The sequence below is a fragment of the Alkalihalobacterium sp. APHAB7 genome (assembly GCF_048323755.1).
Taxonomy (GTDB): domain Bacteria; phylum Bacillota; class Bacilli; order Bacillales; family Bacillaceae_F; genus Alkalihalobacterium.
In genome coordinates, this window is sequence record NZ_JBLWFS010000019.1 from 16,086 (window position 1) to 29,617 (window position 13,532).

Annotated in this window: 15 protein-coding genes and 1 riboswitch; of the genes, 3 read left to right on the top strand and 12 right to left on the bottom strand. The window is 37.5% G+C overall.

The window, feature by feature from the left end:
- Window positions 1-7 precede the first annotated feature (7 nt).
- The gene (locus tag ACNSTQ_RS16415) at window positions 8-1,579 is read left to right on the top strand and encodes an alkaline phosphatase family protein (protein WP_418200901.1); all 1,572 of its coding nucleotides are present in this window, start codon (window positions 8-10) and stop codon (window positions 1,577-1,579) included.
- 38 nt (window positions 1,580-1,617) lie between these two features.
- Here the strand turns inward: ACNSTQ_RS16415 and ACNSTQ_RS16420 are convergent, their stop codons facing one another.
- Window positions 1,618-2,517 carry a superoxide dismutase gene (locus ACNSTQ_RS16420; protein WP_418200902.1) on the bottom strand — a complete coding sequence of 300 codons (900 nt, stop codon included), beginning with the start codon at window positions 2,515-2,517 and terminating at the stop codon, window positions 1,618-1,620.
- Between the two features lie 134 nt (window positions 2,518-2,651).
- Here ACNSTQ_RS16420 and ACNSTQ_RS16425 point away from each other — a divergent pair, with 134 nt between their 5' ends.
- Window positions 2,652-3,455 (top strand): DUF2935 domain-containing protein, encoded by an 804-nt coding sequence (locus ACNSTQ_RS16425; protein ID WP_418200903.1) that lies wholly within the window; start codon window positions 2,652-2,654, stop codon window positions 3,453-3,455.
- A 32-nt stretch (window positions 3,456-3,487) separates the two neighbouring features.
- Here ACNSTQ_RS16425 and ACNSTQ_RS16430 read toward each other — a convergent pair whose 3' ends face one another.
- From ACNSTQ_RS16430 to ACNSTQ_RS16445, 4 genes are all read right to left on the bottom strand, one after another.
- A complete protein-coding gene (locus tag ACNSTQ_RS16430; protein ID WP_418200904.1) occupies window positions 3,488-3,979 on the bottom strand; it encodes a DUF3907 family protein in 492 nt (163 codons plus the stop codon).
- Between the two features lie 94 nt (window positions 3,980-4,073).
- Window positions 4,074-4,460: a hypothetical protein gene (locus ACNSTQ_RS16435; RefSeq protein ID WP_418200905.1), complete on the bottom strand. Its 387-nt coding sequence runs from the start codon at window positions 4,458-4,460 to the stop codon at window positions 4,074-4,076.
- A 46-nt stretch (window positions 4,461-4,506) separates the two neighbouring features.
- On the bottom strand, window positions 4,507-5,118 hold the full coding sequence (scpB, locus tag ACNSTQ_RS16440; RefSeq protein WP_418200965.1) for an SMC-Scp complex subunit ScpB: 612 nt from the start codon (window positions 5,116-5,118) through the stop codon (window positions 4,507-4,509).
- Window positions 5,119-5,132: 14 nt separating this feature from the next.
- Window positions 5,133-5,900, bottom strand: coding sequence for a segregation/condensation protein A (locus ACNSTQ_RS16445; RefSeq protein WP_418200906.1), 768 nt, complete (start codon window positions 5,898-5,900; stop codon window positions 5,133-5,135).
- A 176-nt stretch (window positions 5,901-6,076) separates the two neighbouring features.
- Between ACNSTQ_RS16445 and ACNSTQ_RS16450 the strand changes: the two genes are divergently transcribed.
- Window positions 6,077-6,598 carry a DUF309 domain-containing protein gene (locus tag ACNSTQ_RS16450; RefSeq protein ID WP_418200907.1) on the top strand — a complete coding sequence of 174 codons (522 nt, stop codon included), beginning with the start codon at window positions 6,077-6,079 and terminating at the stop codon, window positions 6,596-6,598.
- A 103-nt stretch (window positions 6,599-6,701) separates the two neighbouring features.
- Here the strand turns inward: ACNSTQ_RS16450 and ACNSTQ_RS16455 are convergent, their stop codons facing one another.
- The 7 genes from ACNSTQ_RS16455 to ACNSTQ_RS16485 form a co-directional block, all read right to left on the bottom strand.
- Window positions 6,702-7,049, bottom strand: a complete 348-nt coding sequence (locus tag ACNSTQ_RS16455) for a GNAT family N-acetyltransferase (protein WP_418200908.1) — start codon at window positions 7,047-7,049, stop codon at window positions 6,702-6,704.
- Between the two features lie 389 nt (window positions 7,050-7,438).
- Window positions 7,439-7,909: a 6,7-dimethyl-8-ribityllumazine synthase gene (gene ribE / locus ACNSTQ_RS16460; protein WP_418200909.1), complete on the bottom strand. Its 471-nt coding sequence runs from the start codon at window positions 7,907-7,909 to the stop codon at window positions 7,439-7,441.
- Window positions 7,910-8,030: 121 nt separating this feature from the next.
- Window positions 8,031-9,224, bottom strand: a complete 1,194-nt coding sequence (locus ACNSTQ_RS16465) for a bifunctional 3,4-dihydroxy-2-butanone-4-phosphate synthase/GTP cyclohydrolase II (protein WP_418200910.1) — start codon at window positions 9,222-9,224, stop codon at window positions 8,031-8,033.
- Window positions 9,225-9,238: 14 nt separating this feature from the next.
- The gene (gene ribE / locus ACNSTQ_RS16470; protein WP_418200911.1) at window positions 9,239-9,892 is read right to left on the bottom strand and encodes a riboflavin synthase; all 654 of its coding nucleotides are present in this window, start codon (window positions 9,890-9,892) and stop codon (window positions 9,239-9,241) included.
- A gap of 1 nt (window position 9,893) precedes the next feature.
- Complete coding sequence (ribD, locus tag ACNSTQ_RS16475; RefSeq protein WP_418200912.1) at window positions 9,894-10,982, bottom strand: bifunctional diaminohydroxyphosphoribosylaminopyrimidine deaminase/5-amino-6-(5-phosphoribosylamino)uracil reductase RibD; 1,089 nt, start codon at window positions 10,980-10,982, stop codon at window positions 9,894-9,896.
- 387 nt (window positions 10,983-11,369) lie between these two features.
- A riboswitch (FMN riboswitch) is annotated at window positions 11,370-11,519 on the bottom strand.
- A 111-nt stretch (window positions 11,520-11,630) separates the two neighbouring features.
- Window positions 11,631-12,065, bottom strand: coding sequence for a peptidylprolyl isomerase (locus ACNSTQ_RS16480; protein ID WP_418200913.1), 435 nt, complete (start codon window positions 12,063-12,065; stop codon window positions 11,631-11,633).
- Window positions 12,066-12,320: 255 nt separating this feature from the next.
- Window positions 12,321-13,286, bottom strand: a complete 966-nt coding sequence (locus tag ACNSTQ_RS16485; RefSeq protein WP_418200914.1) for a LysM peptidoglycan-binding domain-containing protein — start codon at window positions 13,284-13,286, stop codon at window positions 12,321-12,323.
- Window positions 13,287-13,532 lie beyond the last annotated feature (246 nt).

Consider the following 13,532-nt stretch of genomic DNA (forward strand, 5'->3'; position numbering starts at 1 on the left):
TGGGATCATGTTTTTTCGCATCGTTATCGTTATTCTTACCATTTTCTTATCTGCCTGCCAAGGAGCAAACGATCAAGGCGCGACTATTCAACAAATTGAACAAGATAAAATTAAGCCCGATAAGAAAGTTGTTCTTGTCATGATTGACTCGATGATGGGCTCGCTCATAGATAATAGTAAAGAAAAAGGAAAAATACCAGCCCTTGAATTCTTAATAGAAAATGGTCAATACCATAAAGATTTAGTTGCACCCTTTCCATCGATGTCTGTTGTCATTGAAAGTACTTTAATGACTGGTAAAATGCCAGATGCTCATAAAGTTCCAGGTCTCGTTTGGTATAATCCTGATGAAAATCGAATTGTTGATTACGGTTCAACTATGGAAAAGATGATCAAGTTGGGAATGAAACAGAGCTTAATTGATTCACTGTATCATTTGAACAATTCTCATCTAAGTCCACAAGTAACAACGATACATGAAGTCTTACAACAAAAGAGGTATTCGACAGGCTCTGTAAATTTTTTAATTTATCGTGGTCAAACGACTCATGATATGACACTGCCAGTCTTACTTGACCAGTGGTTAAATTTAAACGAGTCCCTTCAAACAAAAGGTCCTGACCTCTTAGCATTTGGAAGTGCTGTAAAACCTAAAGCGCTGGAAGGAAAGGATGTTCCCGATACTTTTTTATCTAACTTTGGTCTAAATGATGAGTATTCAGTTACAGTCGTAAGTGAGATGATCAAACAAGGAGAGCAGCCTGATTTTTTAGCTGTATTTTTACCGAGTTTTGATAAAGAGGCTCATAATCATAGTCCACATTATCGTGTCGGTTTTGAAAGAGCAGAAGCTTTCTTCCAAGAAATATTAAATAGCTATGACAGTTGGGATCAAGCCCTAGAGGAAAACATTTTTATCGTATTTGGAGATCACGGTCAAGATAAATTATTAGATGATGAATTTGCTATGTCCATACCGCTTCACGAGATCTACCAAGAATATTCTGTCGCTCCATTAACTGACCATGCGACACAAGGTGATATAGTGATCGCTAATAATCATCGGATGTCTTATATCTATCCATTACAACATACTGGATTGTTACCAGATCTTGCAGAAACAGCGATGGTGGATAAGCGTATTGAATTTGCTTCGTGGATTGACGAAGATTGGGTCTATGTCATTTCACCAGACTATAACGATGCCTTTCGCTTTAGAGCTGGAGGCCCTTGGATTGACCGATATGAACAAACGTGGGAATGGGAAGGTAATGAAGAAATAGTTGGTCTCAAAATTGATGAAAAACGTTCACGATTAAGCTACACCGATTTTCCAGACGTTTTAAATCATCTAATCACTGCCTTAAACAGTAACCATCACCCAGCGGTTGCCTTAGCAGCAAAGCCAGGTCATACTTTCCATTCGGAAGGTGCGCCTCTTCACGTAGATGGAGGAGAACATGGTGGTTTACACAAAAATGATACATTAGGTGCTATCGTTATTGCTGGTACAGATCAACCGTTTGAAAATCCACGGATGGTCGATTTAAAAGGTTACATTCTACAGTTTTTTAAATAAGGGAAGAGGCTGACGTTAGACAGTCAGCCTCTTTTCTATTAAAACGGCTCCCACCGTAATTCACGAGCTTTCATATATCGTTCACTAACATGTGGCCAGTTTACGACATTCCACCAGTTATTAATGTACGGTTCCCGTTCATTTTTATATTGTAGGTAGTAGGCGTGTTCCCAAACATCTAGCGGTAATAATGGAACAACATCCCACTGGCTTAAATTTTGATGCTTTTCAGCCTGGAGAATTTCTAAACGATGGGCTCTTGGTGCCCACACTAATATCGCCCAACCGACAGCCTCTACTTTTTTAGCTGCTTCTGAGAAGTGCTTTTTAAATTGTTGAAAACTACCGAAATCTTTTATAATTTGATTAGCTAACTCCCCAGTCGGTTCTCCACCTCCTTTTGGGCTCATAACGTTCCAAAAGATCGTGTGTAAGTAATGCCCAGCCCCATTAAAAGCTGCTTCTCTTTCCCAATGCTTTATGAAATCGAAATTACCTGTTTTTCTAGCCTGCTCCATCTTTTTCTCTGCTTTATTTAATCCATCCACATAACTTTGATGATGTTCTTGATGGTGTAATCGCATAATCTCGGCTGCGATATAAGGTTCAAGTGCTTCGTAACTATAGGGTAGCGGTGGAAGTTGGTGTTCTCCAATAGGTACAGGCTGAAGAGGAACATTTCCCGCAGCACCAGCTTGTTCAGCTCGTTTCATATTTTGTGTAATCTGATCCCAACTTTCATATAGCTTTTCAGTTTCAGCTTTTAATTTATCGGTAGTTGTACGCTGTACCAATAAACCTTTTACATGTTGCAAATTTTCCTCAAAGTTTTGGATTTCACTTTGTTCTAACCTCTTTTTTACATTTACATCTAATTTAGACCATGCTTCTTCTAATTTCCCGGTCCAAACTTGCAGTTGCTTTTGATAGGCTTCCATTAATAATGTCTCCTCCTTAAACGCGCAGTCATCGCTCTACTATATGCCTATACAACCCCACTTGGTGATAATCACATTCTAGGCGTTTATAACATATGTTATGGTTGATGAACGAACGATTAGGAGGGGTCTTTTTGAACACATTTCAAGAGGTTGCTTTATTTGAACATCGTTTTTGGTTGCAAGTATTAGGTGATCATGCTCGATTTATCCGTGATGCACTATCCCCAATTGAGGAAGAAGAAGTCGAGATCGCCAAACAATACATTGAAACCTTTGACCAATTATTAGAAATATCACGTCAAGAAATTAGTGGCGACCCGTTACAACAACTGACTGAACTATCTCTAGAGCAAGCCAAAGGAATTCGAGAATTTAAACTTCACATCATTCGTGAGCATTTAATTGGTGAAATTGAAATTGGTTTACCACCTACATTTTTAAATCATATGGTCAATGAAGTCGATGAGTATTTACGTATTCTTCCTTATTTAGTGGAAGAAAACATCCCCCCTGTAACTCACCCTCTCCATCATCACCTCGTTTGGCTTCTCGATGCTGCCGGCCATGCAGATGCCATTACAGGTGAACTAGATATGGTTGAAAAGAAATTGAGTAAAAAAAGTGAAGAGTTTACAGAGACGTTTGAAGATTTTTATATCAAAGCTGTTGAATTGGCCGGGTATTTGCGAGCAAATGTCGATAAATTCCCAGCACTTCATCGTTTTAATGATCAAGTAGAGTTAGAAATTGAGCTCTTCAAAGTATTTCTAAGAGAACTCGAAGAACTTGAAATGACAAATAAGTTGTTAGGGACATTTTCAGAACTAATGGCCGATCATATGGCAAGAGAAGAATGTTACTACTTAATAAAATTGGCAGAATCAAGCGAAACTACTATGCCAGATTGTGACCCCACCGCACCAAGAAACAAATAAAAAAGTGCAGCATATGGCTGCACTTTTTTTGCTTACTTTGTATGAAGCATCTTTGTTTGAAAATCTGTTTCATAATATTCCAGTTCTTCACGAATCGATTGAAATGGACCTTCAATGGATTTCATTAGATCCTTTAGAGATTCCGGTACGGGTTTTGAAAATTTAATTGCATTTTTCCCAGTATACGCAGAACGACTGTCTTCAAACCAGTTATCAATACGAGGGTTAAAAAACTCCTCGATGCAATTATGATAAACCCAATATAATGTTTTCTCAGCAGCTGTTTTACGGAACGTCTTTCCATTTAGAATGACTTCACTTGCATCTTTACCTTCTTCACAAAAAACTAGTACACGACGCAATGAAGAAAGAACCGCCTTGTAATATTCTTCATCTGTTTGGTTATCTTCACTTAACATTTCTGTTAATTTTGTTTCATTTAGGTACGTACTTATTTTTTCACAAATACCTTTTAAAGTATCATGTGCTAATGTTAATTGGCTTTCAACCAATGTATTCCCCATGGTGGTGACACCTCCATTTTTATAATAACTATATTATACGACACTTCGGACAAGAACACCTTACTATTTTTTGCAAAAGGTTCTTATGTATATATTACAATTGGCTTTTTCCTTGTGTGACGAGGTTATTCATAATTCCTTTAATTTGCTCAGGGTCAACGTCCCTAAATAAAGATTCCATTTCTTTAAGTTCATTAATGTATACTCGCTTTTTCTCTTTATTACCCGGATTTTGCAACAAGCAAACTAAAGCCACGATATCTTTAAATGTTATTTCTCTCTGATTTGTTGCTAAAATGGGATCTTCTTTAAAAGGAGATATCTCTGATGATTGTTCATCGAAGAAACGTACATATAACACATTTAGCTCCTTTTCTTGTCCATTATCAGTATATGTTACAGTAGAACGATTGAAGAAATCTTCAGACGTGTTGGGTTTTTCCTTTTCTAGTTCAATTCCTTCAGCCTTTAATATAATCACAACAACCTCTCCTAACTGTAATGTAATATATTCTAATTATATCATATTAACTTTCACTGTTGTCCTCACTTAAGAGCGTCTCCATTCCTTCCTCAAACTTCTTAAAAAATAGATCTGCATCCTCTTCCAAGAACCCTTCGTCGACTTGATCTGGTAAAGGTGGTAATTCCTTTAGAGATTTTAAGCCAAAGTAATCTAAAAATTCCTTTGTAGTACCATATAATATCGCACGCCCACTACCTTCTGCACGTCCTACATCTTTTATCAGTAATTTTGCCGTTAACGTTTGAATTGCTTTCTCCGTTTTAACCCCGCGTATTTCTTCTATTTCAACCCTGGTTATGGGCTGTTTGTAAGCTACAATCGCTAGAGTTTCAAGTGCAGCCTGAGACAAGCCTGTATGTCCCGGCGCTTCTACTAATTGCTGAAAGTAAAGTGCATGCTCTGGTTTGGTTGTTAATTGATAAGCACCAGCCATCTCAATTAATTGCATGCCGCGATTTATTTCTGTTAAATCAACTTCTAAATCGCGTAACACATCTTGCACCGTTTCTCGTTCCACTTTTAGAATGTTTGCTAGCTGTTCTTCTGTAAGTCCATCTTCACCAGCTACGAATAATAATCCTTCAATTATACCTTTTAATTCATCTAAACTAATTGGATTAAACAGCGTCAATGAATAGACCCCTCCTCCTTGATGTAGATCATGATGTCAGAAAAATTATTTTCCTGTTCACAAATGATGGCATTTTTCTTCATTAATTCTAATACAGCTAAAAAAGAGATAACAATGTGTGATCGTTCAGGAACAGGGAACAACGAGTAAAAGCTTCGTTTTCCACCGGTACGGGTTAAATCCTCCATAATCTCACCCATTCTCGTCTCGATCGAATACTCTTGACCTCTTACAGTTTTTGCCACGGGCGCTTGCATCTTTTTACGCTTAAGCATAGATTTATAAGCATCTAGCATATCAAATAGAGTAATCCCTTTTAACGTTACTTCTTTTCTTTCCTCTTTTGGAAAATACCTTTCAAGGTTAACTGGGGGTTTCGTATGAATTAATGAACGCTCCACTTGACGATCTTGAAGCTCCATTGCCGCTTCTTTAAACTTTCTATATTCAATCAAACGCATCATAAGCTCTTCACGTGGATCATCTTCATCTACTTCAATGCTTTCAACATTGTCCCATTCTTCTTGTTGCTTTGGGAGTAACATCTTACTTTTAATGGCTAGTAACGTTGCTGCCATCACTAAATATTCACTTGCTATGTCTAATTGTAACTCCTGCATCGTTCGGATATATTGCATATACTGATCAGTTATTTTAGCGACTGGAATATCATATATATCTACTTCTGCTTGATTTATTAAATGTAACAGTAAATCTAAAGGACCTTCAAATGTGTCCAGTTTCACACTGTACTGACTGTTCATCTCATCACCAATTTCTATTTAAAACCGTTGCTAGACAGGATTATATCATACTTTTCATCCCACGATATTGATTATTTTCATTTATGTTTAGTCTTTTATCAGAGAGTCTTGTCATTTTCCTAACGAATTTGCATATGATACACTTTTATTAACTAACTCGATGGGGGAGTCATTTCATGAAATATCCACAAGCTTTTATAGACTATTTAATTTACTTTCATAGTCAACGTGATTTTTTTGAGTGTCATGAAGTATTAGAGGAGCACTGGAAATCCGAAGAAGGCGGTAAAGAAAAGGTTTGGGTAGGGTTTATTCAAGTTTCAGTCGGCCTTTATCATTACCGTCGACAAAACTATGAGGGTGCCAAGCGAATGATCACAAGTGCAATACGTATATTGGGGCAAGAGAAAACAAAGGTTTCAGATTTAGGGATAAATAGTAAACAACTATTAATGGACTTACCTATTATTAAAAAGAATATTGAGAACAAACTGCCTTATCAAGATTATAATATTCCCATTGAAGATGACAGTCTCCTTCATGCTTGTACAAATCAATGTAAAAAAGAAAACCTTCAATGGTGTATTCCTAGCGACTTTAACGACCGTTATCTCATAAATAAACACTCACTACGCAACCGCGAAGACGTTATTAATGAGAGATCTCGACAAAAACAATTGAAGAACAGAAAAAAGTAAGGCTGACCATGGAGTGTTTTGGCCCTCGTTCTTTTATATAAGATACATAAGTCTAGATAGTATTTATATCTTCGAGGTGCCTAACACTACTATCAGTCAACCTTTATACGTCTAGTAAACACGCAGAATAAAAGTCTTTTGTATCCTTATTTGGTTTAAGATTACCCGTGATTCTTTCTTGAACTGCTTGGAGCATTTGTTTACCAATTCCCTCGTCACGAAAGGACGGGTTTACACAAACGTGGCACAATTCAAAATCTCCATCACCGTCTTCATAAATGCCAATTACACCTACAATATCTTCTTCTTTCCATAAAAATAATTGCCATCTGTCATCATGTTCATATTTTTCTATTGTTTCTTGTAACGTTTTAATTTGTTTTTGCTTCGGCATATATGATAATAGCCCCATCGCAATCTTTTTGTAAGTAGATTTATATTTTATTAGCATATCAATCCCTCTTTAATCATTCTAGACCTGTGATGCGTAAGCTATCAAACTAAATTTTATCACATTCTGATGAAATATTGTGTGTTGTTTATGAAAATTTAGATAAACGTTACTTATAAAATATGTCAATTTCATAAAAATGTTAATAGGTTAAAGGTAGTTTTTTATCAGAACACCGACTAAATTTAAAAATTCTGCGACCCTCTTTTTAGATATCGACTTTGAGATAAGTCAAACGAAAAGAGAGCATAGCATGTTCACTGCTACACTCTCTACTCAACACCTTCTATAGATCGCCCATATTACAATTATTAAAGTTTTGCCTTGCCTTTTACTAATAAGAAGGTAAAACTACATCTCACACAATTTTCGATGTAATGTTACACCGCTTATTGATTAAACGCGCGACTTAAATTTGCCATTTCAATTGCAGCGGCTGCAGCTTCCCAACCTTTATTCCCTGCTTTAGTACCTGCTCTTTCTATTGCTTGTTCAATCGTATCCGTTGTTAATACTCCAAAAATAACTGGTATCCCTGTTTGAAGTGACAAACTTGATACACCTTTTGCAGCTTCATTACAAACAAAGTCAAAGTGAGGTGTAGCACCACGAATGACCGTCCCAAGTGTAATAACAGCGTCATATTTATTTGTTTCAGCCATTTTTTTAGCAGCTAATGGAATTTCAAAAGCTCCAGGTACCCAAGCAATATCTACATCTTCCTCAGAAACACCGTGACGTTTAAGTGCATCTTCAGCACCGCCTAATAACTTGCTCGTAATAAATTCATTAAAACGCCCGACAACGATTCCTACTTTAAGACCTGAACCAACTAAATTTCCTTCAAATACTTTTCCCATTATTATTTCCTCCTTATGTATGAGAAGGGGATGTATTCCCCCTCCATTCAGCTTGTAAAATTTTAGTAAAAATTCCCATGTAGCCTATAATATATCTTTTAGTTTTGATATAAATTTTTTATTAAAAATGAAGCATATGTCCTAATTTTTCATGCTTTGTTTTCAAATACCCTTCATTATTAACATTGTGCGGCAATTGAAGCGGAACTCTGTCCACAACCTCAAGACCATAACCCGCTAACCCCTTTATTTTCCTTGGGTTATTCGTTAATAACTTCATTTTTGTAATGCCTAACTCACGTAATATTTGTGCGCCAATGCCATATTCACGGAGATCAGGTGCAAATCCTAATTTTAAATTGGCTTCTACAGTGTCATAACCTTCTTCTTGCAACTTGTATGCTTTCAATTTATTAATAAGTCCAATTCCGCGCCCTTCTTGACGCATGTACAGAAGAACCCCGCTACCTTCTTGTTCAATTTGTGCTAAGGCCGCATGAAGCTGAGGACCACAATCACAACGATGCGAACCAAACACATCCCCAGTTAAACACTCTGAATGAACTCGAACCAACGTAGGTACATCAGGAGTTATTTCACCTTTAACAAGTGCAATATTTTCTTTACCATCTAACACATTTGTATAACCAATTGCTTTAAAATCACCAAAATCAGTTGGTAAATTAATTTCAACTTCTCTTTCCACTAACTTATCTTTACGATGGCGATATTCAATTAAATCTTTAATTGTAATCATTTTCAGCTCATGTTCATCTGCAATCTTTCGTAAATCAGGTACACGAGCCATCGTTCCATCGTCTTTGATGATTTCACAAATAACACCTGCTGGCTTCGCACCTGAAAGTCGTGCTAAGTCAACTGCTGCTTCGGTATGCCCAGCACGTCTTAAAACTCCCCCATCTTTAGCAACTAACGGGAAGATGTGACCTGGTCGTTTAAAATGATGTTTCTTTGTTTCATCATCAATTAAAGCTTGAACTGTTACTGATCTCTCATGTGCACTTATACCTGTCGTCGTTGTATGATGATCAATACTAACTGTAAAAGCTGTACCATGCGGATCTGTATTATGATCGACCATCGGGAAAAGATCTAACTGTTTTGCACGCTCTTCTGTAATAGGGGCACAAACTAAACCTCTTCCATACTTAATCATAAAATTTATTACTTCTGGAGTCGTTTTCTCTGCCAGTGATACAAAATCACCTTCATTTTCACGGTCCTCGTCGTCACACACGATAACAACTTGACCTTGCATTAATTCATAAATGGCTTCTTCAATTGGATCAAACATGACTTTCCCCCCTTTTATTTAAAACCATGCTCTTCTAAAAAGCTTTCTGTAAGAGAATTATTCGTGCCCTGTTGTGGTACCCTTGCTGTAATAAACTGTTCAATATATTTTCCGACGATATCACATTCGATATTAACAATATCCCCTGGATGCTTTGCACCTATAACGGTTTCACTTAAAGTGTGTGGAATAATTGAAACCGTAAAAGAAGTTTCATCGACTCCAAAAATCGTTAAACTCGTACCGTCAACTGCAATTGAACCTTTGTATAAAACATATCTCCTTAGTTCAGGCGAAATTTCGACTTGAAAATATACGGCATTGTCAACCGCTTCACGTTTTTTTATTTTTCCGATTCCATCCACATGACCTGAAACAAAATGACCTCCGAAACGACCATTTGCAGCCATGGCACGTTCTAAGTTCACCTTTGATCCCCGTTGCAAAGTTTTCAAACTTGTACTTCTAACTGTCTCTGGCATGAGATCAACGGTAAATCTATGATTATCAAATGATGTAACTGTTAAACACACACCATTTACAGCGATACTATCACCTAAATGTACATCATTTAAGATTTCATTGGCTTGAATCGTCATAACAACAGCTTCATTATTTTGTCGTATATTCCCTATCGTACCTAGCTCTTCAATAATTCCTGTAAACATATTATCTTGCCCCCTTTGGTATAGAAGTAATTTTTATGTCAGGGCCTATTTGCTCAACTTTCAATAGGTCAAGTTCTAATACTTCAGACATTGTCGTAAAGCCTTCACCACCAAAAGAACTCGGCGCCGAAACTCCTCCAATTAGTTTAGGAGCGATATAAGTTATTACTTGATTGACTGCTCGCTCTTTCAAAAAGCTAGAATTTACAGTTGCTCCACCTTCGACAAACAAAGACGTAATTCCCTTATCTCCTAAAATATCTAAAAGTTTGTCAATTTCGATGGTATCCCCTAATGAATGAATGGTAACACCTAATTGTTCTAATTGTTCTTTTTTTATATTGTCCGCACAATCTGTCGTGAAAATCCATGTTTTTGAGCTAGTATCTGTAACAACAGTTGAATGAAATGGAGTACGCAACTTAGAGTCTAAAATAACTCGAATTGGGTTTTTTCCTCCATTGGGGATCCTGGTCGTTAAGCTTGGATTGTCCGCTATTACTGTACCCACACCAACTAAGATCGCATCATGCGTGTGTCTAAGGTAATGAACGTCCTCTCGAGCCTCGCTACTTGTAATCCACTTACTATCCCCAGTAACTGTCGCAATCTTACCATCAAGACTTACAGCAGATTTTAACGTGACAAAAGGTTTATTCGTCTTTATAAAGTGGTAAAAGACTTCGTTTAATTCATCGGCCTCTTTTTTCATTAAACCAACTTCTACATCTATTCCTGCATTCTTTAGCTTCTCTATCCCTCTTCCACTAACCTTTGGATTGGGATCAGTTGTAGCAATAACCACTCGCTTTATATGTGACTTAATAATTAAATCCGCACAAGGAGGGGTTCTTCCATGATGACTACATGGCTCAAGAGTTACATATATCGTTGCCCCTTCTGCTTTCGTTCCCGCCATCCGAATGGCGTGAACCTCAGCGTGAGCTTCACCTGCTTTCAAGTGCGCTCCCATTCCAATAACTTGTCCATCTTTTACTACAACAGCTCCGACTAGTGGATTTGGGGTCGTTTGCCCTTGTGCCGAACGAGCGATTTGTATAGCGAGTTCCATATACTGTCGATCATTCATCGTTCTAGCCTCTTTCTATCATGTAATAACAAGAAAAGCGCAAGGTGCCAGCTTATCGGCGACAAGCGCTGGAGGGCCAGCAAAAAGTGTCTTGATCTTTAGACACATTTGATGGACCGAAGCGACCTCGAGCCGATGGCACCTGGGGCTAGATATCTCCGATTTTATATTTCTTAATCGTTTACTAAAAAAAGAGGCGCCCCTAATCCAAATGATCATACTCTACTAAGCAGTTCGTACGATTTGGACTGGGACAGCCTCTTTATATAAGATTCGAAAGAAAAGACATAACTAAATAAACATTAGTATAATTGTACAAAAAACAAAAAATATTTTGATGGATATGCTAAAAAAACAGATTCCACCTCTGTACATATACGCGCTCTTCTCTTCCTTCTCCCATCCAGACTATCACTGTCGGCCCTGGAGTTTCACCAGATCCACCGTTATGAGTATTCTCCATAACGGGTCACGGACTAAGAAACTAATCGTTTCATCACCGCCGGTAGGGAATTTCACCCTGCCCCGAAGGAATAAATTGAAAACCTATTCATTTTCTAAATTGTATCCTTAAATAATAAGTTTCGTCAACTAAAAGATATTCAGAACGAAGAAGAGGCTGACTCTAATGAGTCAACCTCTTTTTTATTACTCTTCCCAAACTTTTACTTCAGACATTACATCTCCTTGATGAATGCGTAATACAGTATCCATTCCCTCTACTACTTGACCGAATACAGTATGCACACCATCTAAATGAGGTTGTGGTTCATGTACGATGAAGAACTGACTGCTACCAGTATCCTTCCCAGCATGCGCCATTGATAAAGAACCAGCAACGTGCTTGTGTGGGTTACCTTCTGTTTCACACTTAATCGTTTTTCCACTTCCACCAGTACCATTACCAGTCGGGCAACCACCTTGTGCTACGAAACCAGGAATAACACGGTGAAACGTTAAACCATTATAAAACCCTTTGTTTACTAACTCTTCAAAATTGGCTACAGTGTTTGGTGCTTCCTCTGAGAACAATTCAAAAACGATTTGTTCCCCATTTTCAAATTTGATGCTTCCTTTTTTCATTATGTAAGTCCTCCTAAATGTTGAATTTCACATTCGCTTCATTTTACTATAAAACGAACCTAATGTGAAATTTTCCACTATAGAATGATGTTCACTTAAGCAGCTCCCTGATTTTTAATAAATCTTGATTGCTGAGTCACTCTATATATAACTTTGTAGACACCTATGAACTCTCCAAAAGAGAAAAAGCTGAAGGGCCAAATTAAACATAGCACCTTCAGCTTTTTATTTTTGAAACATTTTATACCTGTACTTTTATGGCAATCTAAGTGTCTGTCCAACATGAATAACCGTTGACTGTAATTGGTTTAAATCCGTTATTACTTGGACAGTCGTACCATTTTGTGTGGCGATTCTCCAAAGACTGTCACCTGACTGTACCGTATATGTTCTATCTAGTGGAGCGGAACTAACTCGTAATGATTGCCCCACATGGATAGTCGATGAATTAAGGTTATTCCATTCCATCAATTGATTTACTGTTACATTGTATGTTCTACTAATGGCCCATAAGCTGTCTCCTGCCCTGACAACATGATTCGTCCCAGAGCTAGTTGGTGCTGAAACATTCGATGCAGGTGGAGCTTGGGTAGGTGCCTGTACTTGTAATGTTTGACCGACAAAGATAGTATCAGAAGTCAACCGGTTCCAATCTCTTAATTGCTGAACAGTAACACCGTGATCTCTTGCAATATGTGATAAAGTATCACCTGACTTAACCACATACGTTGAGCCTGTTCTTGTAGTTTGAGTTGGAGCAGCAGGTTGCTCTGCCGGAATGACTCGACGTGCAGTTACAAAACGCTCGTTCCAATAATTCGAAAATGGGTTCGTAATATGAACACCTCGGCTGCTTGACGCATGAATCATCTCGTTATTATCTATGTACACTGTAAGATGATTAATTTGCCCATCAAAGTTTGTATCATAAAATAATAAGTCACCTTTTTGTAATTGTTGAAGTGTTACTTGAACACCGACCCTCGCTTGGTCCCGACTGACACGAGGAAGGGTTATTCCATGTTCACCAAAGATAGTCGCAGAAAAAGAAGAACAATCAAAACTAGAAGTGTTTCCTAATGGAGCTCCAAATTGATAAGGGGTACCAATATACTTCTTACCACTTTCAATAATACGATCAGCTAGTGTATGAGAGTGGGCAAAAGCTTGTTGAGGTAGTAAAAAAATTAAAGCTACTAGTGCAAGTATGACTTTTTTCATAAATTCGCCTCCTGCCGTCTATCATAAAACGAATTACACTACAAAACATTAGTAGGTTGCTAGGTTAACTCCCAAGTTCTACTAGATATAATTCTAAAATCGAGCGGCTGAAGAAGACGACTCAACAAAGGTAAAGTTCACAGTTTCATAAATTAACAGTTAGAAAGAATTGGACAGTAAAATTTAAAAAATAAGACAATAAATACAGAAAAACGGACTATAAAACATCATATGAACACATTCAAT

Excerpts from the sequence above, each read along its gene's own strand:
- ACNSTQ_RS16415 (WP_418200901.1), top strand. The coding sequence starts at position 8 with ATGTTTTTTCGCATCGTTATCGTTATTCTTACCATTTTCTTATCTGCC.
- ACNSTQ_RS16420 (WP_418200902.1), bottom strand. The coding sequence starts at position 2,517 with ATGGAAGCCTATCAAAAGCAACTGCAAGTTTGGACCGGGAAATTAGAA.
- ACNSTQ_RS16430 (WP_418200904.1), bottom strand. The coding sequence starts at position 3,979 with ATGGGGAATACATTGGTTGAAAGCCAATTAACATTAGCACATGATACT.
- ACNSTQ_RS16445 (WP_418200906.1), bottom strand. The coding sequence starts at position 5,900 with ATGAACAGTCAGTACAGTGTGAAACTGGACACATTTGAAGGTCCTTTA.
- ACNSTQ_RS16450 (WP_418200907.1), top strand. The coding sequence starts at position 6,077 with ATGAAATATCCACAAGCTTTTATAGACTATTTAATTTACTTTCATAGT.
- ACNSTQ_RS16455 (WP_418200908.1), bottom strand. The coding sequence starts at position 7,049 with ATGCTAATAAAATATAAATCTACTTACAAAAAGATTGCGATGGGGCTA.
- ribE (WP_418200909.1), bottom strand. The coding sequence starts at position 7,909 with ATGGGAAAAGTATTTGAAGGAAATTTAGTTGGTTCAGGTCTTAAAGTA.
- ACNSTQ_RS16465 (WP_418200910.1), bottom strand. The coding sequence starts at position 9,224 with ATGTTTGATCCAATTGAAGAAGCCATTTATGAATTAATGCAAGGTCAA.
- ribE (WP_418200911.1), bottom strand. The coding sequence starts at position 9,892 with ATGTTTACAGGAATTATTGAAGAGCTAGGTACGATAGGGAATATACGA.
- ribD (WP_418200912.1), bottom strand. The coding sequence starts at position 10,982 with ATGAATGATCGACAGTATATGGAACTCGCTATACAAATCGCTCGTTCG.
- ACNSTQ_RS16480 (WP_418200913.1), bottom strand. The coding sequence starts at position 12,065 with ATGAAAAAAGGAAGCATCAAATTTGAAAATGGGGAACAAATCGTTTTT.
- ACNSTQ_RS16485 (WP_418200914.1), bottom strand. The coding sequence starts at position 13,286 with ATGAAAAAAGTCATACTTGCACTAGTAGCTTTAATTTTTTTACTACCT.